20 protein-coding genes and 1 tRNA gene are annotated in these 22,707 nt (G+C 71.0%); 10 read left to right on the top strand and 11 right to left on the bottom strand.

Features of this window, described 5'->3' with window-relative positions; genetic code table 11:
• Positions 1 to 205 precede the first annotated feature (205 nt).
• Positions 206 to 523 carry a chorismate mutase gene (locus tag JO379_RS20675; protein WP_130879449.1) on the top strand — a complete coding sequence of 106 codons (318 nt, stop codon included), beginning with the start codon at positions 206 to 208 and terminating at the stop codon, positions 521 to 523.
• 713 nt (positions 524 to 1,236) lie between these two features.
• On the top strand, positions 1,237 to 2,262 hold the full coding sequence (locus JO379_RS20670; protein ID WP_209516308.1) for an LAETG motif-containing sortase-dependent surface protein: 1,026 nt from the start codon (positions 1,237 to 1,239) through the stop codon (positions 2,260 to 2,262).
• A 34-nt stretch (positions 2,263 to 2,296) separates the two neighbouring features.
• Here JO379_RS20670 and JO379_RS20665 read toward each other — a convergent pair whose 3' ends face one another.
• The 6 genes from JO379_RS20665 to JO379_RS20640 all read right to left on the bottom strand — a co-directional run bounded on the left by JO379_RS20665 (position 2,297) and on the right by JO379_RS20640 (position 10,087).
• The gene (locus tag JO379_RS20665) at positions 2,297 to 4,099 is read right to left on the bottom strand and encodes a GMC family oxidoreductase N-terminal domain-containing protein (RefSeq protein ID WP_165451590.1); all 1,803 of its coding nucleotides are present in this window, start codon (positions 4,097 to 4,099) and stop codon (positions 2,297 to 2,299) included.
• An 80-nt stretch (positions 4,100 to 4,179) separates the two neighbouring features.
• Positions 4,180 to 5,856, bottom strand: coding sequence for a succinic semialdehyde dehydrogenase (locus tag JO379_RS20660; RefSeq protein WP_130879446.1), 1,677 nt, complete (start codon positions 5,854 to 5,856; stop codon positions 4,180 to 4,182).
• A gap of 70 nt (positions 5,857 to 5,926) precedes the next feature.
• Positions 5,927 to 7,657, bottom strand: coding sequence for a serine/threonine-protein kinase (locus JO379_RS20655; protein ID WP_209516306.1), 1,731 nt, complete (start codon positions 7,655 to 7,657; stop codon positions 5,927 to 5,929).
• 72 nt (positions 7,658 to 7,729) lie between these two features.
• A complete protein-coding gene (locus tag JO379_RS20650) occupies positions 7,730 to 9,346 on the bottom strand; it encodes a serine/threonine-protein kinase (RefSeq protein ID WP_209516304.1) in 1,617 nt (538 codons plus the stop codon).
• Between the two features lie 64 nt (positions 9,347 to 9,410).
• On the bottom strand, positions 9,411 to 9,719 hold the full coding sequence (locus JO379_RS20645; protein ID WP_209516301.1) for a cupin domain-containing protein: 309 nt from the start codon (positions 9,717 to 9,719) through the stop codon (positions 9,411 to 9,413).
• Positions 9,720 to 9,730: 11 nt separating this feature from the next.
• A complete protein-coding gene (locus JO379_RS20640) occupies positions 9,731 to 10,087 on the bottom strand; it encodes a hypothetical protein (RefSeq protein ID WP_209516298.1) in 357 nt (118 codons plus the stop codon).
• Positions 10,088 to 10,696: 609 nt separating this feature from the next.
• Here JO379_RS20640 and JO379_RS20635 point away from each other — a divergent pair.
• From JO379_RS20635 to JO379_RS20610, 6 genes are all read left to right on the top strand, one after another.
• The gene (locus JO379_RS20635; RefSeq protein ID WP_209516296.1) at positions 10,697 to 11,785 is read left to right on the top strand and encodes a helix-turn-helix domain-containing protein; all 1,089 of its coding nucleotides are present in this window, start codon (positions 10,697 to 10,699) and stop codon (positions 11,783 to 11,785) included.
• A 15-nt stretch (positions 11,786 to 11,800) separates the two neighbouring features.
• A complete protein-coding gene (locus JO379_RS20630; protein ID WP_242626209.1) occupies positions 11,801 to 12,478 on the top strand; it encodes a YdcF family protein in 678 nt (225 codons plus the stop codon).
• A gap of 219 nt (positions 12,479 to 12,697) precedes the next feature.
• Complete coding sequence (locus tag JO379_RS20625; protein ID WP_209516293.1) at positions 12,698 to 13,840, top strand: acyl-CoA dehydrogenase family protein; 1,143 nt, start codon at positions 12,698 to 12,700, stop codon at positions 13,838 to 13,840.
• Positions 13,837 to 14,103 (top strand): MoaD/ThiS family protein, encoded by a 267-nt coding sequence (locus tag JO379_RS20620; protein ID WP_242626208.1) that lies wholly within the window; start codon positions 13,837 to 13,839, stop codon positions 14,101 to 14,103. Before JO379_RS20625 ends, JO379_RS20620 begins: the two co-directional genes overlap by 4 nt.
• Before the next feature lies 1 nt (position 14,104).
• Entirely contained in the window at positions 14,105 to 14,965 is an 861-nt protein-coding gene (locus tag JO379_RS20615; protein ID WP_209516290.1) for a hypothetical protein, read from the top strand.
• An 89-nt stretch (positions 14,966 to 15,054) separates the two neighbouring features.
• A tRNA-Arg gene (locus tag JO379_RS20610) sits at positions 15,055 to 15,127 on the top strand.
• Between the two features lie 70 nt (positions 15,128 to 15,197).
• On the opposite strand, the gene JO379_RS20605 is transcribed toward JO379_RS20610, so the two are convergent.
• Positions 15,198 to 15,671, bottom strand: coding sequence for a GNAT family N-acetyltransferase (locus JO379_RS20605; protein ID WP_209516286.1), 474 nt, complete (start codon positions 15,669 to 15,671; stop codon positions 15,198 to 15,200).
• A 94-nt stretch (positions 15,672 to 15,765) separates the two neighbouring features.
• Here JO379_RS20605 and JO379_RS20600 point away from each other — a divergent pair, with 94 nt between their 5' ends.
• On the top strand, positions 15,766 to 16,935 hold the full coding sequence (locus tag JO379_RS20600; protein ID WP_209516283.1) for a winged helix DNA-binding domain-containing protein: 1,170 nt from the start codon (positions 15,766 to 15,768) through the stop codon (positions 16,933 to 16,935).
• 3 nt (positions 16,936 to 16,938) lie between these two features.
• Here the strand turns inward: JO379_RS20600 and JO379_RS20595 are convergent, their stop codons facing one another.
• Positions 16,939 to 17,355 (bottom strand): VOC family protein, encoded by a 417-nt coding sequence (locus JO379_RS20595; protein ID WP_209516281.1) that lies wholly within the window; start codon positions 17,353 to 17,355, stop codon positions 16,939 to 16,941.
• Positions 17,356 to 17,384: 29 nt separating this feature from the next.
• A complete protein-coding gene (locus JO379_RS20590) occupies positions 17,385 to 18,872 on the bottom strand; it encodes an MFS transporter (protein ID WP_209516279.1) in 1,488 nt (495 codons plus the stop codon).
• A 99-nt stretch (positions 18,873 to 18,971) separates the two neighbouring features.
• On the opposite strand from JO379_RS20590, the gene JO379_RS20585 reads away from it, so the two are divergent.
• On the top strand, positions 18,972 to 19,679 hold the full coding sequence (locus tag JO379_RS20585; protein WP_209516276.1) for a TetR/AcrR family transcriptional regulator: 708 nt from the start codon (positions 18,972 to 18,974) through the stop codon (positions 19,677 to 19,679).
• A gap of 223 nt (positions 19,680 to 19,902) precedes the next feature.
• On the opposite strand, the gene JO379_RS20580 is transcribed toward JO379_RS20585, so the two are convergent.
• Complete coding sequence (locus tag JO379_RS20580; RefSeq protein WP_130879435.1) at positions 19,903 to 21,234, bottom strand: M64 family metallopeptidase; 1,332 nt, start codon at positions 21,232 to 21,234, stop codon at positions 19,903 to 19,905.
• A 194-nt stretch (positions 21,235 to 21,428) separates the two neighbouring features.
• Positions 21,429 to 22,691, bottom strand: coding sequence for an alpha/beta fold hydrolase (locus JO379_RS20575; protein ID WP_245381504.1), 1,263 nt, complete (start codon positions 22,689 to 22,691; stop codon positions 21,429 to 21,431).
• Positions 22,692 to 22,707 lie beyond the last annotated feature (16 nt).

Genomic DNA, 22,707 nt, shown 5'->3' with positions numbered 1-22,707 from the left:
CCATGTTTAAGCAGCTCACCTTCGCGTTTACCTATGGCACCGGCCCGACCGGCTGCCATGGTTGTGCTGCTTGAAACACTGATCAGCGACTTCCCAGGCGCCCCGGGCCGACAAGGCCCGGGGCGTCCTGCGTTTTCCGGGTCCGATGACCGGCCTGGGGGCTCCAGAACCCCCGAGACCCCCTCAGACCCCAGGAGACACGGACATGAGCACCCCGACCGCCGCACCCCTGACCGCCCCGGCCCCGACCGCCGCCGAGACCGGCGCCCGCACGGACGAGGCCGTCCATCTGATCACCGACGCGCGCGGACGGATCGATGATCTCGACGGGCGGATCATCGGGCTCGTCCAGGAGCGGATGGCCGTCTCGGCGGTGATCCAGCGCGAGCGGATCGCCTCGGGCGGCCCCCGGGTGAGCCTCGCCCGCGAGATGGAGATCCTCACCCACTTCAGCGACCAGCTCGGCAAGCCCGGCACCACGCTGGCCATGACCCTCCTGGAACTGTGCCGGGGACGGATCTGACGCGGACCTGACGCGGATCCGAGTTCGGGCGCCGTCACCCGTACGGCGCGTGACCGCGTCCCGACGCCCTTCGTTGGACTCGTTGTCCGCGCCAGCCAGGAGCGGCCCACTTGAAATCCACGCGTGGCTTCCGTCCCTGTTCACCTGGGCGCCCGGCAACGACAGGGCGGATCCACCGGAGTGTGAGACGTACGAGCACGTACGTCGTGGGACCTCACTCCGGTGACACGGCGACCGGTCAGCAGGGGACAGCAGCCCGGCCGCCACCCAAGATCGGTCGGTTCCAGGGACGCCTGGAACCGACCGTATCCGGTCGAAACGGTTGCGCCCGGCGAGGGACATCCCCCACGATGCCAGAGGGACACCAAATCCCTTGGCCCGCACCGTCATTGGTTGAACCAGTGACCCGGGCCGATACGACCTCACGAACCTGCGGCGCTTCCCCCGGCGCCGCTCCGCGGCACCGACCCTGCCCTGACTCCGGTGCCGGCAGTCAAGGGCCCCGTGACCGCCCGCGCCCCCCGCGGAGGCGGCCACGGGGCCCTTCGCCGATCTCCGCGCCCCCTGTGACATCAATCACGGGCGCCGGCCTGACAGGGTCGCGCAACCATTCGAGTCGATCACGGGTCATGTACATGCAATCGCACGGGCCATGACCGCGTTCCACCCCCCACCGCGACGGCCCCTTCACTTCGGACCCCGAAGAGGTCTCCATGAAGCTTCGCCGCGCTCTTGCGACCGCCGCCGCCACGGCTGTCATCGGCCCCACCGCACTGCTCGTCGCCCCGTACGCCTTCGCCACCGGCGAGTCACCCGCGCCGAGCGCCTCGCCGGATCCCTCGGTCACGCCGTCCGCGTCGTCGACCCCCAGCACCTCGCCCTCGCCCGTCGTGGAGCCGCCCGCCTCCTCCGCTCCCCCGAGCCCGGCCGCGCCGTCCTCGGCCACCACCTCGGCCACCACCTCCACCTCGACCGGCGAGCCGGGGCCGTCGGCCACCTCCGGCTCCCCGACCACAGGCCCTTCGAGCACGTCGACGAGCTCCCCGGACGCCTGCGAGGAGTACTCGGACGAGGCGCGGATCAGAACCGAGCTCCTCGGCCTCCCCAGCAAGATCGTGGCCGGCTCCGGCTGGCAGAACTTCACCTACCGGACGACCAACACCTCCGACAGGGAACTGCGTTCGGTCGTCGCCTACATGGACGTCTGGACCTGGGACGGCAGGGGCGAGGGGAAGGAGACCAGCCAGTACCTCACCGTGCAGTGGTACGACGCGCAGAAGCGGGCCTGGCAGCCCCTGCCCGAGGACTTCGGCGACTTCGCCGAGACGGAGAACCTCGGGCCCCGGCAGTACGCCGACGCCAAGCTCCGGCTGAAGATCGACGCCAAGGCCCCCTCCGGCTACGGCTCGGCCTTCCAGGCCGGGTCCTACACCGGTCACGACGGCAAGTGCGGCGACGCGGAAGGCTCGATCTTCTCCTTCGACGTCCTTCCCGTCGGCAGCAAGCCCGGCAAGGTCGACGACGCCAAGGGCACCACTGCCAGGCCGGGCCCGTCCCGGCACGCCAACAGGCCCGCCGCGCGGGGCAGTCTGTCCACCCTGCCCGTGACCGGTGAACTCGCCCGGACCGGTTCCTCGTCCGGGCTGCCGACGATCGCCGCGCTCAGCGGGGCGGCAGTGGCCGTGGGAGCGGGCGCGGTCTTCGTCGTGCGCCGCCGTAAGGCGGACTCCGCCGAATAAACCCGGGAACACAGACCCACGTGCGCGCGTGGGTCTACACCTGCTCGACACCCCGCTCGGCGCGCTTCGGCACCTCCGGCACCGCCAGGAACGGCAGCCGCAGCGCCCCGAAGGCGTCCTCCGGGACCACCGGGCTGCGGGGCTCGACGGCGGCCACGCGCGCGTACGCACTGCCCTGCTCGGGCCGGGGGTCCTCCTCGCCCTTGTTCGGCCAGAAGGACATCGCACGCTCCGCCTGGGCCGTGATGGTCAGCGACGGATTGACGCCCAGGTTCGCGGAGACGGCGGCGCCGTCGACGACGGAGATGCCCGGGTGCCCGTACAGCCGGTGGTACGGGTCGATGACCCCCTGCGTGGCGTCGGAGCCGATGGGGCAGCCGCCCAGGAAGTGGGCGGTCAGCGGGGTGCCGATCAGCTCGCCGACGTTGCTGCCCGCGAAGCCGTTGATCTCCCGCGCGATGAGCGTCGCCGCCTCGGCCGCCTCGGGGATCTGCTTCGGGTTGGGCGCGCCGTGCCCCTGCCGGGCGGTGAGCAGGCCCTTGCCCGGGCCGCTCCGCTTCCGGTACGTGGTCAGGGAGTTGTCCAGTGACTGCATGACCAGGCCGATGATGGTGCGCTCGGACCAGCGGCGGTTGGAGAGCGACCGCAGGGCCACCAGGGGATGCCGCGCACAGTGCGCCGCGAAGGCCACCACGCGGGGCGCGCGGGTGCCCACCGGCACCTGGCTGACCGACAGGAGGCCCATCGCGTTGGAGCCCTTGCCGTACCGCACGGGTTCGATGTGGGTGTCGGCGTTGGGGTGGACGGAGGACGTGATCGCGACGCCGCGCGTGAAGTCGACCTCCGGCACCCCGTGGGCCTTGCGGTAGCGCCGGTTGTCGGTCATGGCGCCGACGAGGGCCTCGGAGTTGGTACGGGTGAGGTGCCCGAGGCGGTCGGGGATCCGGGGCAGCAGGCCCTTGTCCTTCATCGTGTGCAGCAGCGTCTGGGTGCCGTACGTACCGGCGGCGACGACCACCCGCTCCGCGCGCAGCACCCTCGGCCGGGCCTTGCGCCGCTGATCGGTGGGCACGGTCACGACCCCGAACCCGCCGCCCGGGTGCTCGGTGACGGCCACGACCGTGGTCATCGGGTGGATGACGGCCCCGGCCCGCTCGGCGAGGTGGAGGTAGTTCTCGGTGAGGGAGTTCTTCGCGCCGTGCCGGCAGCCGGTCATGCACTCGCCGCACTCGGTGCACGCCCTGCGGGCCGGGCCCGCGCCACCGAAGTACGGGTCGGGCGCCTCGGCGCCCGGCTCGGTCCGCGCGGCGCCCGCCGTGCCCCCGGCGTCCTTCCCGTCCCCGAAGAACACACCGACCGGTGCCAGGTGGAAGGTGTCCCCCACGCCCATCTTCTCGGCCGCCGCCTTGAGGTGGACGTCCGAGGGCGTCATGGTCGGGTTGAGCCGGACGCCGAGCATGCGCCGGGCCTGGTCGTAGTACGGCTTCAGCTCCTCCTGCCAGTCGGTGATGTGCGCCCACTGCGGGTCGTCGAAGAACGGCTTCGGCGGCACGTACAGCGTGTTGGCGTAGTTGAGCGAGCCGCCGCCCACGCCGGCGCCCGCGAGCACCATCACATTGCCGAGGAGGTGGACGCGCTGGATGCCGTAGAGGCCGAGGGCCGGGGCCCAGAGGTAGTTGCGCAGGTCCCAGGAGTTCCTGGGCAGGGTGTCGCGGGTGAAGCGGCGGCCCGCCTCCAGCACGCCGACGCGGTACCCCTTCTCGGTCAGGCGCAGGGCGGACACCGAACCGCCGAAGCCCGAGCCGATGACGATCACGTCGTAGTCGAACTCTGCCACCGGTACCTCCGTAGGGGGGTGCGGACCGTGGACGCGGACCCGTGGAGGCGGACCCGTAGAGCGTTTGCGGGGTTCGGCGTTCAGCGCAGGCGCAGGGCCTTCATCGCGCGCAGCCCGTGGGACATGAGCGTCGCGTACTGCTCGTCGTCCAGCCCGAACGCCGGGGCGAGCGGCAGGATCCGCTGCTGGGCGACGGTCTGGGCCTCGGTGTATTTGAGGATGCCCTCGGAGCCGTGGCGGCGCCCCAGCCCCGAGTCGCCCATGCCGCCCATGGGTGCCCGCGCGCTGCCGTAGGCGGCCGCGTAGGCCTCGTTGACGTTGACGGTGCCCGCGCGCAGCCGGGCCGCGACCGCGCGGCCCCGCCGCCCGTCCCGGCTCCAGACGCTGGCGTTGAGCCCGTAGGGGGTGTCATTGGCCAGGGCGACGGCCTCGTCCTCGTCACGGAAGCGGTAGACGGAGACGACCGGGCCGAAGGTCTCCTCCGCGCACACCGCCATGGGCGCCTGGACGCCTTCGAGGACGGTCGGCTCGTGGAACAGCGGCCCGATGTCGGGCCGGGGGCGGCCGCCCGCGAGGACGGTGGCGCCCTTGGCGACGGCTTCCTCGACGTGCCGGGTCACGGTCTCCAACTGCCGGCCGGAGACGAGCGAGCCCATGTCGGCGCCGTAGGCGAGGCCCGTGCCCAGCCGCATCGCCTTCGTACGGGCGACGAACCGCCGGACGAAGTCGTCGGCGACCGACTCGTGGACGTACAGCCGCTCGATGGAGATGCACAGCTGGCCGGCGGAGGAGAAGCAGCCGCGGATCGCGCCCGCGGCGGCCTTCTCCACGTCGGCGTCGCGCAGGACCAGCATGGCGTTCTTGCCGCCGAGCTCCAGCGAGCAGCCGACCAGGCGGGCGGCGGCGCCCTGCGCGACCTCACGGCCGGTGCGGGTCGAGCCGGTGAAGGAGACGTAGTCGGCGTGGGCGACGACGGCCGGGCCGACGACCGGGCCCTCACCGAGCACGACCTGCCACACGTCCGCGGGCAGGCCCGCCTCGATCAGCAGCTCACGGGCCCACAAGGCGGTCAGCGCCGTCTCGGTGTCGGGCTTCATCACGACGGCGTTGCCCGCGACGAAGGCGGGGAGGGCGTCACCGACGGACAGTTCCAGGGGGTAGTTCCAGGGGGCGATCTGACCGACGACGCCACGCGGCCGGCGCAGCTCGGTCACCTTGGTGAGCGTCGGGATGACACCCGTGTGCCCCTTGGGCCGCAGATACGCCGGTGCCTTGCGCCCGTAGTGGCGGGCCGCGATGGCGACGGCCTGCACCTCCTCGTGCGCGTGCAGCCGGGCCTTGCCGGTCTCCAGCTGGATGAGGTCCAGGACCTCGGCCTGCCGCGCGAGCACCAGGTCGTGGAAGCGCAGCAGCACCGCCGCGCGCTGCCGGACGGGCACGGCGGCCCAGCGGCGCTGCGCCTCGCGGGCCCGGTCGAAGGCGGCGGCGACGTCCTGCGGGCTCGACTCGGGCAGATCGGCCAGCTTCTGCCCGGTGAACGGCGTGTGGTTGGCGGTCGTACCGCTGCCGACGACACCGGCGGTGAGCCGGGCGACGAGCGCGGGGGTGACGACGTCGGCGGCGGTACGGGCCCCCGCCGGGGCAACGGGGTTACCGTCGCGCCCAGTTGACACCGTTGACGCCACTGACTCCGTCGTCGCCTCTCCCGTCTCCGCTGTGCCTGCTATCTCTGCTACGCCGCGCCGCGAGTCCGTCATGAGGGCGAGCGTAGGCGTGGGCCGACACTTTGGGTACCCACAAGTAACCTGTTTTCACCCGCCCGGGGCGTTACTTCTCCTGGAGCTTCAAATACTGGCGGACGTTCTCGAAGAGCTTGTCGCCGTCCTTGCGGGACTCGCCCTTCTCCGGCATCCGCACTTCGAGCTGCCAGGAGACGTTCCTGTCCTTGTTGACGATGATCTGGGTCCGGATGAGCCGCTTGGGATCCGCCTCGTCGCTCCCGGACCTGCGGTAGACGGTCTGGACCTCCGCCGAGTCCATGCCCTGGTAGGCCGCCTTGTTCTTCTTCGCCACGGGGTCGTTGATCCCCGAGGCCGTACCGCCCTCGTAGTAGGCCTTGAGCTTGTCGGCTTCGGCGTCGGCCGAGCCGATGTCGGGCTTCTTCTCGGAGGATCCCGGCTTGGGTTCCTCCGACGCCCGGGTCAGATAGATGATGAATACGCCGCTGGGGTCGCTGAAGCCGACCCATCCCTTGTCGGCGTCCGTTGTCTTGATGTAGTCCTCGGGCACCGCCAGGGACGCCCGGACGATCTCCGGCTCCTCGCGCACCTTCCAGTGCAGGGGGATCGCCGGTCCGACCGCGAACGGGTTCACGATGAGGAGCGCCACCGCGACACCCAGGGCGAGCACGCCGCCGCCGAGCCCCCACTGTGCCTTGCGGTTGCCCTGGAGCACGGGCGGCACCCAGCGGCTGCCGGTGCCGGACGCCGCGGGCGGGGCGAACGCCGTCGGCTGCGGGGCCGTCGGACGGGCCACGGACTCCAGCGTCTGCCGGGCCTCGGCGCTCGTCGGGCGGGCCGCCGGGTCCTTGCGGAGCAGCTGCATGACGAGCGTTCCCAGCGCGCCCGAACCGCGTGAGGGGGTCTGCGGCTCGGCGGACAGGATGCTCTGGAGGGTGGCGGGGGTGTTGGTGCGCCGGAAGGGGGACACGCCCTCCACGGCCGCGTAGAGCACGACGCCCAGCGACCACAGGTCCGACTCGGGTCCGGGCACCTGGCCCAACACGCGCTCCGGGGCGACGAATTCGGGCGAGCCGACGAAGGCGCCCGTCTCGGTCAGGCCCTGCTCACCCTCGATCTGCGCGATGCCGAAGTCGGTGAGGACCACGCGCTCGTCGGGGCCGATCAGCACGTTGTCCGGCTTCACATCGCGGTGCAGGACGCCCGCCGCGTGGGCGGCGGACAGCGCGCCCAGGACCGAGAGTCCGATCCGGGCGGTCTCGCGCGGGTCCAGGGTGCCCTCGGCGAGCCGGTCAGCGAGGGAGCGCCCGCGCACCAGTTCCATGACGATCCACGGGCGGCCGTCCTCGATGACCACGTCGTGGACGGTGACGACCGAGGGGTGGTCGATACGGGCAGCGGCGCGGGCCTCGCGCTGCATGCGCTGGTAGACGGTCTGCCGCATGCTCTCCGGCAGGTGGTCGGGGACGCGCGGCTCCTTCACGGCGACGTCGCGGTCGACGACCTCGTCACGCGCCTTCCACACGGTGCCCATGCCGCCGTGGCCGAGGCGGGAGACGAGCCGGTAGCGGCCGCCGATCCTGCGGACGACGCCCGTCCCGTCCGTGCCCTGGGGGGACGCGGGCTGCGGAGGCGGGGGCGGGGTGTGATGGGCCGTCGGCTGATACGTGCTGTTCGCCCCGTTCACCCCGTTCATGCCGTTCGGTGCCGCGAATTGGCCGGAATAAGGATTGGTCGGCGCGCCGAACGCGGCCGGAGCACCCGGCGGCTGGAGCCCGTAGCTGGTGGGCTCGTCGGCCCGTCCCCCGTGGTTCGTCATGTACCAATCATTACCAACCGGGGGCCCGTGGGCGCACCTCGGCCACCACGGCCGGGCCCGGGGCGCCCCAGGTCAGGGCGACGAAACGGGCCGGGTCCGCACAAAGGTGTCCAGGGCGGTGTCGAAGTGCCGACGCCCCTCGACCGACTTGGCGGCCGGGCCCGACACCCACACGTCGTACATCTTCCCGGCCTCGTCCCAGCCGAGGTCGAAGGTGTGGCGGGGTCCCGCGTCCTGCTCGAAGCCGTTCCAGGTGAACTCCCACGACGCGGCCGGGTACCCCTTGTGGGTCGTCTTCTCGACGCGGCCGTCGCAGTAGCCGGGGTAGCGGTCCGGGGCCTGGGCGGCGGAGTCGCGCATCGCGCCGATCGGACCGCCGGGGCGGGCGTCCTGGATGAGGATGCCGATCCGGAACTCCTTGCCGGGCGAGTAGTAGAAGACGCGCGGCGGTTCGAAGGAGCGGGTGTAGCCGTCGGGCACGGCGAGCGCGAAGCCGGCCGGGTCCCGGACGACCTGATACCCGGCGGGTGCCTTGACGCGCGGCGTACTGGGCGGCGCGGAGGCCACGGCCTGGTTCGAGGGCACCGACGCGCGTCCCGGCTTCGCGTCCGCCGGCGTCGACTCCCGGTCCATCAGGACGACGGCGAGACCGGCACCCATGCCGGCCAGGGCGATGAGGGCGACGGTCGCCACCATGACGGTACGCACGCGCCCGCCCCGGGCGCTTCGGGGCGGGGGCGGGCAGGTGGGCGACGGATCACCGCTCGTACGCTGCGGCGTCTCGTCCGGGACCGGGGCGGGCGGGGGGACGGGCACGCTGCGCTGCGTCGGGGTGTAGCGGGCGGACGGCGCGAGCCGCCCGGTGTCGAGGTAGCCGCGCAGCAGCCGCTCCGCCTCGTCCGCGCTCATCCGGCGTGCCGGGTCCCGCTCCAGCAGGCCGCGTACGACCGGCAGCAGCGGGCCCGCGTCGGCGGGCGGCCGGATCTCGTCGTAGACGACGGCGTGCAGGATCCCGCCGAGGGAGTCACGGTGAAAGGGGGACGCACCACTGAGCGCGGTGCACAACAGCACCCCCAGGGACCACAGATCGGATTCCGGCCCGGCGTGGCCGCCCGACATCCGCTCCGGCGCGGTGTACTCGGGCGAGCCGACGAACGCCCCGGTCTCGGTGATCGTCGTCGCCCCCGACACCTGGGCGATGCCGAAGTCCGTCAGCACGACACGACCCGTGCCGGCCTCCAGGAGGACGTTCGCGGGCTTGATGTCCCGGTGCAGCACCCCGCGCGCGTGGGCGGCGCGCAGCGCCCCGAGCATCGCGACCCCGATCCGGGCCGCCTCCCGCGCCGGAACCGGCCCCTCGGCCGACAGCCGGTCGGACAGCGCCCGGCCGTCCACCAGCTCCATGACGATCCAGGGGCGCCCGTCCTGCTCGACGATGTCGTGCAGCACGATCACGTTCGGGTGCTTGATCTGCGCGACCGTACGGGCCTCGCGCAGCGTCCGGTCGCGGTGTGCCTGCGCCTCGGTGGCGCTCAGCTCGTCGTCGACGTGCAGTTCCTTGACCGCGACTTCACGGGCCAGCAGCTCGTCATTGGCACGCCAAACGGTGCCCATGCCGCCACGCCCGATCCTCGGCCCGAGCCGGTAGCGACCGGCGATCAACCCTTCGGGTGCAGCGAAGGTCCCCATGGCCCCATCTTGCCCCACGCCTCCGGCCCGATACCGGCGGCGTCCCCCATCCAACAGCCCGAATTCAACCGGCCCGGCCTCGTTCGATCACCACCAGCACCCCGTGACTCCCCCGTCGCACGGCATGCGAGGTATTGGGCGGTACGACATACAGCTCACCTGCCCGGACGGCCACGGGCACGCCTTCCACGGCGAGTTCGAGGCACCCGTCGAGCACGAACAGCGCCTCGGCTGTGTCGTGTGCCTCCTCCTCCAGCCCGCCGTCGTCCATCCGCAGCACCTTCACGCAGGCCCCGCCGGCCTGGCCGAGGATGCGTGAACTCCAGGCTCGGGGAAGGCCTGCGGCCACGTTTCGTACGTTGATCGTTTCCATGGACAGTGACGCTAGCGGCGCGGAGCGCCGGGTTGACTGACCGTTGGGTAAAGCTTCGCGGGGACCTGTCGCGAGTACCGCAGCAGCTCGTTCACGAGGCTCGCGAGCGGCCCTACGGGCACGCTGACCAGCGATTGCCACGCGCGTGCCCGCGCGATGGTTGCGTTCACGTACCGCCGGGCGGCATCACCGGGGGCGAGGCTGTCGCGGTGACGGGTGGCGCAGGGCAGCAGGGCGGCGACGGCGGCGCGCAAGGCGAGGCGGGTGGCGGGGGTGGGGGCCTGAGTGGGGTCCTGGGCGCGTCGGACGACTGCCTCGATGCGGGCGGGGTCGTAGGCGGGGGTCGCTGATGGGGTGGGCGTAGTCATGGCGCAACCTCCGGAAGTCGATGAGCGGAGGCCCCAAGAGCCCTGGCCGCAGCGCTCTCGAGGGCGCAGCGCAGAGCGTCAGGGCAGGTCAAAGTGTCGTCAGCGGGCAGTTCGCACCAACGGCCGAACCACTCGTGGGATCGGCAAGGGCTCGGCGCGACGAGCCACGAGCCCCTGCCCAGCACTCGTACGGGCAGGCCGTGCCACATATCCTCAGTGGCGGTTGGAACGGCGTAATACAGCTGCTGGCCTCGTCGGTCATGCAGGACGGGGCCGATCCTGTCTTCGGTCACCCGTAGCCGGTCCAGCGCCGGAAACCCGACCGCATTCGGTACGCGCACCACATCCCACCCCTCGCCTACGGCAAGCAGGTGTAGACCGGGAACGCCGCTGATGAATGGGGCACCACGCAGTGCTTGACGGACGGGCGTCGATTGTCTGCGGACATGGGTGCTGCTGACCGCGCTTCGATCCGGGAGGAGTCGCATACACCAACCGTCGCTGCGCCTGCTCGGCCGCGAAATGACCGGCTGTTGCACCTATGTTGCACTTCCCGGCCCATCGTCGGCACCGAGCGTGCTTCGATAGGTGACGGAGGGAGTACCGACTGTGGCCAGCGTTCATCATTGGACCGGCAGAGAAGCGAGCGCTCTGCGCACCGCACTCCGGATGAGCATGCGTGGATTCGCCGAACAGTTGGGTATCGCGCTCCGCACTGTGGCGAAGTGGGAGAAGCTGGGTTCGGCCACGCACCCGCGTCCCGACACCCAGGCCATCCTTGACACCGCGCTCGCCCGTGCCACCCCACAGGCGCAAGAACGCTTCGAGGCTCTCCTTTCCCGACCCGACCGGCGTACAGAAGCACGTACGCCGGACCACGAAACGTGGGCAGAGGACATCGACCGTGCCCTTGTCTGCCTCAGTCATCAGAACTTCACCTTCGCCCAGGACCTCCTGAACCGGTGGCTCAGCCGTCACGATCCGACCGGGATCGACGACAGAAGCCGGTATCTGTACGCTCGCTCGCTCGCGCTCTTTGGCGACCTGCAACGCGACCGAGGGACTGTGGTCGGCCCGCTGTCTGCACATCACTCGTACAACAAGGCTCGCCGACTATTCAACGAACTCGGTTTCTCTCGGCGGGTGGCACAGGTCGACTTATCCCTCGCAGTCATCACTGAGATGTCCGGGCAGCTCGGGAATTCCGCACGGCAGTACGAAGGGCTGGCTGCAGACCCACGCCTGAGTCTCCGGGACAGGGCACGCGCTCGACTGTGGGTCGGCACAGCGCTCAGCAAGGAGGGCAACAGCCACTACGCCACGCGTGTCATCACGATCGCAGCCCAAGAGTTCGAGGATCTCGGAGAGCCTGAAGACTGGTCGGTGGCCCACCAGAAGCTCGCTCTCGCACACCTGGGTACAGGCGACATCACCCGCGCCCTCCACTGCATCGATATCGCTCGCCAAAGCAGTACGGCCGACACCCCTATGCAACGAGTGCGGCTGGACACCGCCCACGGACACATCCTTCTGTCGGACCGGGGGACCCAGGACGACGGGATGTCCGTCCTCAAACAGGCTGCGCGGACAGCTGACCACTACGGCCTGAACCACCAGCTGCGCAGCATTGAACGGATCCGGCGAACGTACGGCGGTCCACCGGCCACTCGGTCGACGCGTGGAGGCCGACGAGGATGAAATCAGGGAGTGCCAGTGCAGAATCACGAGCGGCTCACGATCACCACTGGGCAGTGGGACGACGCCAAACTGATCTGGGACTACCACCAAATGGGACACGAGGTTCGCCCGTGCTCGGTGGCGATCGGTCTCGGCAGTCATGATCTCGGAGTGGCCGCAACCGGAGCCGAGCTGTATCACGCCGGACTCTTCCCCCTGATCGTCTTCAGCGGCGGAAACAGTGCGACCACCGCAGCCCGCTTTCCCCAAGGTGAGGCAGTCCATTTCCGCTCGCATGCACTCGACTTGGGCGTGCCTGACGAGGCGATCCTTCTCGAACCGAGCGCGCGCAACACCGGCCAGAACATCACGTTCTCACGCAAGGTATTGGCCAAGGCTGACGTCAAGGTCAGTTCCTTGCTCCTGATCTCAAAGCCCTACATGGAGCGCCGTTCGTACGCCACGTGCCGAATGGTCTGGCCGGAGGTCGATGTTGTCTGCGCCTCCGAGCCTCTCGAATTCGACGACTACATGAAGTCCATCGGGGACGAGAAGCTCGTTGTGGACATGCTCGTCGGCGACCTGCAACGGATCGTCGAGTACCCGAAGCACGGCTTCGCGATCGAGCAGGACGTCCCGGATGACGTCCACGTCGCCTACGAGCGCCTCGTGCGTTCCGGTTTCGACAGCCGACTTCTGCGCGCCTCGCAGTAAGGAGGGTGCTCCCTCCAGCCCCGAAGCGCGCGCGTCACCACGCGCCCCCCGAACGCGCTCTCGGCGCACGCAGTGAACTGGCTCCACACCAGCACCCCAGGCGCCCGGTCGTTCGCCCTGTGCACACGGGTGACGTGAATACACACTGAAAGCCGTAGGCCATTGGTTCACGCCCACAGCCGGGTGTGTACGCCGGGTGTGCACGGGGAGGGGTCCGCCATGCGGGTGAGTGAGGGCGACGTCGCCGGGCTGGTCCGGTCGCGGTGGGGTGGGCTGCTGGCGGAGATCGGGGGCGGGGCGGTCGAGCGGTACGCCGAGGGCGTTCCCGTGCCCAAGAAGTGGTTCGCCGACGCCGGCGCCTTGGGGCTGCAGGCCTTCCCGCTGCCCGCCGCCGTGGCCGGTGCGGACGCCGATGCCGTGACCTGGGGGCGGGCGCTGGAAGAGATCGGGTATCTGTGCGCCGACCCGGCGTTCCCGGTCGTGGTCAGCATTCACACCGGCATCGCGAGCCTGCTGTGTGCGACAGGGAACGCGCACCTCGTGCACACCTACGCGCTACCGATCAGCCGTGGGGCGTGCCTGCCCGCGCTCGCCTTCTCCGAGGGCACCGATCTGCTCTCCATGCGTACGGAACTCACCGCGACCGGAAGTGATTTCCGGCTGTCCGGCAGGAAGGAGTTCATCACCGGCGGGCTGCTCGCGGACGTCTTCCTCACCTACGCCTCCGACCGGCACGGCGACTTGGTGGCATGTCTGGTGCCGGCGCACGACGACGGTGTGGAGGTCGTCCCGGCGCGCAGTGCCGGCTTCCGGACGGCGGGCGCGGCGTCCGTCACGTTCAAGGACGTGCGCGTGCCGGCCGACCGCGTCATGACGTCGGCCGACGGGCTGAGCCATGCGCAGCAGTACCTGAACTCCCGTCGCGCCGTCATCGCGTCGTTCACGACCGGCCAGATGCGGAGACTGCTGGAGAGCACGGTGACACGGCTCCAGGACAGCGTTCGTTACGGACAGCGGCTCATGGACCTGCCCAATGTGCAGGCTGCCGTCGGCCGGATGTACGTCTCCGTCGAGGCCTCCCGCTCGATCGTCCACCGGGCACTGACCCGGCTCGACGCGGGAGACGGCGACCCCTTCTTCGATCCGGTGGTCTCCGCCGCCAAGCACCACGTCACCGAACAGGCGCTGGCCGTCCTGAACGAAGCGTTCCGCGTCCTGGGCGGGCACGCCTACTACGGCGACCCCCACTACGGCATGTTCCTCCGGGAGGCCTTCGGGCTGCTCGCGGGTGCGGGCACCCAGGACCTCCTTGAGATCAACCTCGGCATGTGTGCGGCACAGAAAGGCAAGAACCTCGCGTGATCCTCCGATTCAGCGGCATCATGCTGCGTCTGGTGAACTACGAGCGCACCGTCCAGGTAGAGGCCGACACCCTCGGCGCGGCCCTGGAGCAACTCGAGAGCCGTCACCCGCAATTACGGCACGTCCTGCGCGATGCGAACGGGCAAATCCGCCGGACCCACCAGCTCTTCCTCAACGGCGAACGGGTGGCCGCCCCGGATCTCGGCATGCCGCTGGAGGACTCCGACGAGGTGGAGTTCCTGACCGCCATCGCGGGTGGCTGACGTGATTCTTGACGCCGCCCGTGAGACCACCTTCCGCGAGCCCCTGTACACCACCCAGTTCAGCCCGCTGCAACTACGGCCACGCGCCCTGCTCGACCTGGCCGCCAACGGGTTCGCCCGCTGGCTCGCCGAGCATCTGACGCCGTTCCCGCATCTCCTGCACGAGCACCGGACCGCGGTCGTCGTCCGCATCGCCCGCATCGACTACGCAGCGCCCGACCTGCGCTTCGCGGACGCTTCCTGGCTCGACGTCCAGGTGCGCGTGACCACCGGCGGTTCCGGGGAGTGGCTCGTGCTGAGCATGGACTATGCGGCCGGGGGCCGCGTCGCCGCCCGGGTCCGTCTCGTCATGCGCGTGCTCAGCGTCGCCGAGCCCGAGAGCCTGGCCGCTCAGCCCGGCGTGCTGCCGCCGGCCCTCCTCGCGGAGTTCACCGGGGCCGAGCGCCTGCCGTCGGACGAGTTCCGGGAACAGTCCCGCATCCGACAGCCCTTCGATCTCGGGGCGGAGCTCATCACCCCGCAGGAGTGGGAGACCACCCTCTCCCGCAGCCAGTGCGAGGTGGCCGACCAGTGGTCGTTCGTCGAAATGATCGAACTCGCGACGAGCGCCCGTGAGCGTCTCTTCACCGCCGCCGATTCCGCCCTGCCCGCCGACACCGTGCGACCCGCCGTGCGAGCACCGGTCCGCAGCCTCGTCGCGTTCTTCCAGCGCCCCATGTTCGTCTTCGACGCCTGCCGCACGATCACCCGTGCCCATCACGCCCGGCAGGGTGGCGGGACGGTCTTCCGGCACGACATCGGCCACGCGGGGGCTGCCCGGACGGCGGGGCTGCGGGTGTGGGAGCTGCTCGACGCGACCTGAGGCCGACGCCCCCCTGCCGGATGCGGGCCGCGTTCGCGGGTGTGCGAATACCCGGAAAAAATCCTGTAAGGTTGCTCCCGCAACGCCCCGCACTCGTAGCTCAACGGATAGAGCACTTGACTACGGATCAAGAGGTTGCAGGTTCGAATCCTGCCGAGTGCACAGACCGAGAGGCCCCTTCCGACACCGGAAGGGGCCTCTCGCGTATGCCCGCCGGCCCCGCCCGGACGGGCTACGGCCGCCAGACGTAGCGGACGTCCGGCTCGCGCTCCTCGTTCGTCGTGCCGTCCGTGCGCTCCGCCTCGGTGAAGCCGTGGCGCTCGTAGAAACGGTGGGCCGGGGTGTTGATCTGGAAGGTCCACAGGTCCAGGCCGGACGGGGAGCGCTCCTTCGCCAGGGTCATCAGGCGGTCGCCCAGGCCCCGGCCCCGCCAGCCGGGGGCGAGGTAGAGCTGGTCAAGCCACTCCTCGTGCAGGACCATCATTCCGACGATCTCCCCGCCCGCCTCCGCGACCCAGGTCTCGCGCTCCGGGATCACCACATAGCGGAAGTAGTCGCGGACCTCGTCGTCCGTGTGCGCGCGGCGCACGGACGGCAGGGCCGCGTCGTACGAGCGGAGCCACGTTTCGGCTGTGCCGGCCGCGTCGGCGGGGGTGGCGCGGCGGATCAGAATCTCAACGGCAACGGCAGCGGCAGGGGTGTCCATGGCGCGCAACCTCTCAGCAAAGTGATCCCCCCGCACCCGAATATCGCCTCATCGAGGACAGGATTCGACCTACACCGCCCCTACCCTCTCCCCCATGAAGAGCCTCCGTATCAGCGACGAGCAGCGCCGCACCCGCCTCGGGCGGCGGCATCTGCTCGCCCCCGGCCATCGGGCGACGACCGTCGAGGACGTGGCGGACGCGCTCGTCGCCCTGCACGCCACCGACGCCGCGACCGTGTACCTGTCGGCGTGCGCGCGGCTCGCCGAGCCGTCGACGGCGGAGGTGGAGCGGGGGCTGTACGAGGACGTGACGTTGATCAAGCTGCTGTCCATGCGGCGCACCCTCTTCGCCGTGAGCCGGGAATTCGCCCCCTATGTCAGCTCCTCCACTGCGCGGGCCATCGCCGTGAAGGAGCGGGCCACGTTCGTGAAGTTCCTGCGGGACGGCACCGACGGGGGCTGGGACGAGGAGCGGCTCGCGCGGACCGAGGCCGAGGTGCTGGAGGCGCTCGACGCGCGGGGCGAGGCCACGACGGCCGAGCTGGCCAAGGACGTGCCCGCACTCCAAGAGACGATCGTGGTGTCGCCCGGCAAGCCCTACGAGGGGCGGCAGAGCGTCGGCAGCCGGCTGCTGCGGCTGCTGGCCTCGGACGGGCATGTGCGGCGCGCCCGGCCGCGCGGCTCGTGGACCAGCAGCCTCTACCCGTACGCGCGCGTGCCGCAGCTGCCGGAGATCGACGTCCGGGAGGCCAAGGCCGAGGTGGCACGGCGCTGGCTCGCCGCGTACGGGCCGGCCACGGAAGCGGATCTGAAGTGGTGGACCGGCTGGACGCTCGGCGATACGCGCAGGGCGCTGGCCGATGTGGGGGTGACGGGCGTCGAGTTGTCCCACGGGGCCGGGGTCGCCCTGCCGGACGATCTCGACGACGAACCCGCCGCCGAGCCCTGGGTCGCGCTCCTCCCCGGGCTGGACCCGACCTCCATGGGGTGGCGCGGCCGCGGCTGGTACCTCTCGCCCGATCACGTACCCGCCCTGTTCGACCGGGCGGGCAACGTCGGCCCGACCGTCTGGAGCGACGGGCGCGTCGTGGGCGGCTGGGCGCAGCGGGCGGACGGGGAGGTTCGCTGGCGTCCGCTCGCGGACGTGGGCCGCGAGACGGCCGCCGCGATCGACGCGGAGGCCGCCCGGCTGGCCGCCTGGCTGGGCGGGGTGCGGGTCACGCCCCGTTTCCGCACGCCCTTGGAGCGGGAGCTCAGCGCGTGAGCGTCACGCCGGCGTCGGCCGCGACTCCGGCACCTCGGCGTACGGCTTCGTCATGAACTCGATCGCGCAGGTGCCGCCCGGGTCCAGGAGGTAGATCGAGCGACCGCCGTAGGCGAGGTTGATCTGCCCCTCGGCCTTCATCGCCGGGTCGGCCCAGAAGCGCACCCCGCCCTTCTCGACCCGGCCGAAGATGGCGTCGAACTCCTCCTCGGTGACCAGGTACGCGAGGTGGCTGAGGTTGATGTCCTCCGGGGCCACCATGTGGTCCGCGAAGTCGACGCCGACGCCGTTGGACGACGTGAGCTGCGTGAAGTGCGCCCAGTCGACGGGTGCGTCGGCACCCAGCAGTCCGGCGAGGAACTCGGCACTCTCGTGCCGGTCCTTGACGTGGACGATGATGTGGTTCAACTCCAGTGCCATGACGTTCCTTCCTTGAGGACAGGACGAGCTCAGGATCGTTCCGTGCGGTTCCTGCCCGGCAGGGCCAGCGCCCCGAGCGCCGCGCACGCGGTGAACACGGCGGCGATCAGCAGCGCCCTGCCGTAGCCGTCGGTCAGCGCCACCCGCATGTCGTCGTGGGCGGCCAGCCGGGCGGCCGTGGTGTGGGAGGCGACGGTGGCCAGCAGGGCCAGGCCGATCGCGCCGCCCACCTGCCGCGAGGTGTTGACGAGGCCGGAGGCGAGGCCGGCCTGGGACCGGTCGGTGCCGCTCGTGGCGGCGACGGTGGCGGGCATCATCGCCAGGCCCGCGCCGAAGGTCGCCAGGGTGAACGGCACGACCACGTCGCTCGCGAAGCTCCCGTCCGCGCTCAGCCGGGAGAGCCAGACGAAGCCGACGGTGCTCAGCGCCATGCCGGTGACCAGCAGCGGCCGCGGTCCGGTGCGGGTGATGACCCGGGTGGCGACCTGCGCGCCCACGATGATCGCGATCGAGCCCGGCAGGAAGCACAGGCCGGCCTTCACGGCACTTTGACCGAGGATCTGCTGGAAGTAGAGGGAGAGCACGAACCACATCGAGAACGTGGCCGCGCCCATGCCCAGCACCACCAGGTTGGCGACGGCCAGGGTGCGGCGGCGCAGGATGCCGAGCGGTACGAGCGGGTGGGCCACCTTGGCCTCGATCACGAGGAAGGCGGCGAGCAGTACGGCCGCGGAGGCGAGCGGAGCCCAGACCGCGGCCTCGCCCCAGCCGTGGGTCTCGGAGGAGATGATCCCGTAGACGAGGGCGGTCAGGCCCCCGGTCACGGTCACGGCACCGGGCAGGTCGAGGCGGCGCAGCCCGCCCTCCCGGGCCGTCACCCGGGGGACGTAGACGAGGGCGGCGGCCAGCAGGGCGACGCCGATGGGGACGTTGACGAACAGCACCCAGCGCCAGCCCGCGTACTCGGTCAGCACTCCGCCGACGACGGCGCCCGCCGCGCCGCCGGCCGCCATGACGGCGCTCCAGGCGCCCATCGCCCGGGTACGGGCGGCGGGTTCGGTGAACGTCGTCATGATCAGCGTGAGGGTGGCGGGGGCGAGGATCGCGCCGCCCAGGCCCTGGACCGCGCGGGCGGCGATCAGCAGGGCACCGCCCTCGGCGAGGCCGCCCGCGAGGGAGGCCACGGTGAAGGCGGCGAGGCCGGTCAGAAACGCCCGCTTCGTGCCCACGAGGTCGGCGGCCCGGCCGCCGAGCAGCAGCAGCCCGGCGAAGGCGAGTGCGTAGGCGTTGACGATCCACTGCTGGCCGGCGGCGCTGAGGTGGAGCTCGGCGCGCATGGCCGGCAAAGCCACGTTCACGATCGACACGTCGAGAACGACCATGAACTGGGCCGCGCAGGCGATGACGAGGACCGCGGCGGCGGACCGCGGCGTGCGGGACGACGGGGGCGGGGCGTCGTCGGCGGCAGCGGGCGCGGGTATCGGATGCGGTGGTGGCTGGGCGGCGGCTGTGCGCATGGCGGGGCGTCCTCACAACGGATGGCGGCACCCGAAAGTAGAGGTGCTCTAAAAATGTAGCACCTCTAATTCTGTTGAGGGGGCGGTTATCCTGAACGCATGACGACGGCCCACCCCCACACCGCCACCGACGCCACGCCGTGCACCGCGCCCCCGGCCGGGCTGCGCGGCCGCAAGCGGGAGCGCACCCGGCGCGCGATCTCCGAGGCCGCCTTCCGGCTGTTCGCCGAGGAGGGGTTCGAGGCCGTCACCCTCACCCGCATCGCGGCGGCGGCCGACGTGGCCCCCGCCACCGTCTTCACGCACTTCGCCTCGAAGGAGGACATCTTCTTCGGGCGCGGCAGCGAGTTCGACGCGGCGCTGCCGGAGGCCGTCCTGCCGGCCGCCGACAGCACCGAACTCCTCGACCGGCTGCACCGGTTCTACGTCGACTGCTACGGGATGGTGCTGACCGAGGAGAACGACTCACTCGGCCAGGCCCGCGTCTTCGCCCGCATCCTCCTGGGCAGCCCGGCACTCCGCCGCAGCTATCTGCCCGTCTCCCGCGCGCGGCGGCGGCGCCTGCTGGAACTCCTCGTCGAACGCGCCGGGCGGAAGGCGGAACGCCCGGACGTCCGGGCCGAGCTGGAGCTGTTCGCGTCCTTCGCGAACGCCGTCCGGGAGCAGGCCTTCGAGGCCCTGCACGCTTCGCTGGCCGCGGGCGAGCCGGCGGAGCGGACGCATGAGGTGATCTCCACGGCGCTTGCCTGCGGCTTTGAGCGGCTCGCCCTTGCGTATGGCGGCTGCGCCGTCCTGGATGCGGGTTAGGGTCTGACCTGCCGATCTTCGACTGCGGCCCGTCTTTGCCGCCTGCGGCGGCGAGCGCCTCTCGCCTGGCCGGCGGATCTTCGGCTACCGGCCCGTCTTGCCGCCTGCGGCGGCGAGCGCCCTGCGGGCGCGTCCTCAACCGCCGGACGGGCTTGATTGGGCTGAGCTTCAGTTCAGCCTTCAGCCTTGACACCGTCCGGCGATTGAGGCCCCGGATCGGCCCTTAACCCGTCACCTTCCACGTCAGTGAGCCCGACAGCCGCTTGCGCAGCTCCGGGTCCACCACCGCGTCGGTGCGGTCGACGGCCTTGGCCGTCAGGGTGTGGGTCTTGCCGTCCGGCTTCACGCCCAGGGAGCGCGGCGTCACGCTCGTGCGGCCCCGGCCCGCCTGGACCTCGCGGCCGTCCACGTACCAGCGCACGGTCGTGGTCGCGGCGGGCAGCCGGACCGTGACCTTGTCACTGCTGCCGACCTTGCCGGACGTGCTCGTCGTGCTGGTCAGCACCTTCGCGTGGCGGTAGAAGCCCGCGATCATCGCCTCGCGGCCCGGGAGGTTGAACTCCCGCCCGAGCGAGCGCATGATCGAGTCGTCGGTGGGACGGTAGAGGCCCTTGGGGTAGTAGCCGGCGCCCTCGAACGCGCCGACCTTGCCGCCGTCCGGCGAGGTCTTGCCGATCCAGCGGTACCACTTCTTCTTCTGCGCGGAGAGCTGCGCGGCAGTCAGCTTGCTGGTGTTGACGCTGCCCGGCTCGGCGCCGGTGTACGTGCCGTACTCCTCGTACTGGTACTCGTCGGCGAGCTTGCCGAAGGAGTGACCCGTCTCGTGCACGGCGACCTGGTCGGAGTCGTCGTTGTCGGACGAGGCGGTGGCGATGCCGTCGTAACCGACCTTGGAGACGATGTCGTTGTAGCCCGCGCCGCCGTACTTGGTGGAGTTGGACAGCACCACGACCAGGTCCGCGGCGGGCGCCTTCGCGGCGTACGACTCGACGAGGCCGGTGTCGACGCACAGCAGCCGCTCGATGCCGTCGCAGAAGAAGCGGGACTTCAGCGCGGTGTCCTTGACGACGCCCTCGCCCGGGTCGCCGGAGACGCCGGACTGCCGCGAGACGGCGTCGACGGCCCAGACGTTGAAGAGCTTCTTGTACGAGGCGTAGGGCTCGACGGCCGACATCTTCGCCCACTTGGCGCGTACGTCTGCGTGGAAGTCGCCCTGCTGGGAGGCGGTGTAGCCATCGCCGATGAAGACGACGTCGACCTTGGAACGTACCGTTCCGTTGCCGATGACCTTGGTGACCGCACCGTCACCCGCGGCCGAGGGCCGGAGCGTCTGCGGCGGGGTCTTGGAGGCGGGGATCTTGGTGTGGCGGGGGTGGCCGCCGGGGCCGGTGAAGTACTCGACGTGCTGGGTACGTTCGCCCTTCGGCTCGGGTGCCGCCGCCTTCGCGGACGTCTTGGTGGACGTCGTCGTGGCCGTCGCGGTCACCGTCGTCGCCGTGGCGGCCAGCGCGGCCGTGAGGGCCGCACCGGCCGCGAGGGATATTCGTCTGCGCATGGGGGGTTCCTCCCTGAGCCCGCCACTTAAATGGCGGGTTAAGTCGCATTGAGGTGCGGCTCAACGTAGGGGCTCAGAGGGACCCAAAGCAATGGATGAGGCTGAAGTTACCAGTGTGACGAACTATGTGACGAACCGTGAAACCGACCGCGCGACGAATCACTTTCGGGCCGCCACACCCGCCCCGGACCGCGTCACACCTCGTCCCGCACCAGCCTCAACAGCCGGTCCAGCACCGCGCGTCCACCCGCCCGGACGCCGTCGTGTTCGTACTCGTCCGTGACCCACGTCCGCAGCCCCGCGATCGCCCGCGCGGTGCGCAGCGAGTGCGCGGTGTCGACGTAGAGGTCGTCGTGGTAGATCGCGGCCGCCACGGGAACGGTGTTGCGGGCGAGGCGCTCGGGGTCGTAGAGAGGGGTCCAGCCCCGGCGTTCGGCGAGCAGTTCGGCGGTGTGGCGCAGGGGGCGCAGGGCCGGGTGCGTCCGCAGCATCCAGGGGTGAACACTCTCCCCGGTGAAGAGGAAGCGCGCTCCTGGCTCGATCCCCCGTTCGAACTGCGGGTATTCGCCCCTCACCCGATCGGCTGACCAGTGCGTCGCGCGCTCGTCCTGGGCATAGATGGCCTCATGGAGGATGGCGTAAAGAGGGCAGTCGGCGTGGGAGAGGACCGCCGCGACCTGTTCGGCGAAGGCGTCGGACAGCCGCGGGCCCGCGACGGTGTCCACGAAGGCGTCCTCGAGGAGGTAGTGCAGTCGGTGGGAGCCGTCGCCGGTGCCGAGGAGGATGCCGAGTTGCTGGAAGGCTTGGACCGTCAGGAGGGTGCCGTCGGGCAGCACCTCCTCGTGGTCGGCGAGGTGGCGCGCGATGCGGCGGGCGGCGGCCTCGTCGCCGGGGTAACGGGCGTAGTGCGCCAGCGTCTTGCGTTCCATGCGCGGGTAGGCCGCGCGGTAGACGGTGTCCGCGTCGGCGTCCAGGGACGGCAGACCGCCGGTGATGAGGACCTCGGCGAGCCCCTCGGGCGCGTACGAGAGGTAGGTGACCGCGCAGAAGCCGCCGAAGCTCTGCCCGAGCACGGTCCACGGCCGGCCGCCGGTCAGCCGGGCGCGGATCAGCTCGCAGTCGCGGACTATGGAGTCGGCGCGGAAGTGCGCCAGATAGTCGGCCTGTTCGGCCGGGGTGCCGCGGAGCGGGAGGGTCTGCCGGGTGGCGGGCGTGGAGCGGCCGGTGCCGCGCTGGTCGAGGAGGAGGACGCGGTAGTCCTCCAGCGCCCGGTCGAGCCAGCCCTCCCGGCCCACGGGCCGCCCGGCGGAGCAGCCGGGTCCGCCCTGGAGATAGACCAGCCACGGCAGTTCGTCGTGCGCGCGGCGCGTGGCGACGACCTCGCGGGCGTAGACGCGTATGTGTTCGCCGTCGGGTATGCGGTGGTCGAGGGGGACGTCGAAGAAGTGGTCCGTCATGACGAGACCGGGCTGA

The sequence above is a fragment of the Streptomyces syringium genome (genome assembly GCF_017876625.1).
GTDB classification, from domain to species: Bacteria; Actinomycetota; Actinomycetes; order Streptomycetales; family Streptomycetaceae; genus Streptomyces; species Streptomyces syringius.
Note: the sequence above shows the minus strand (reverse complement) of the source record. Positions and strands in the feature narration are given on the sequence as shown.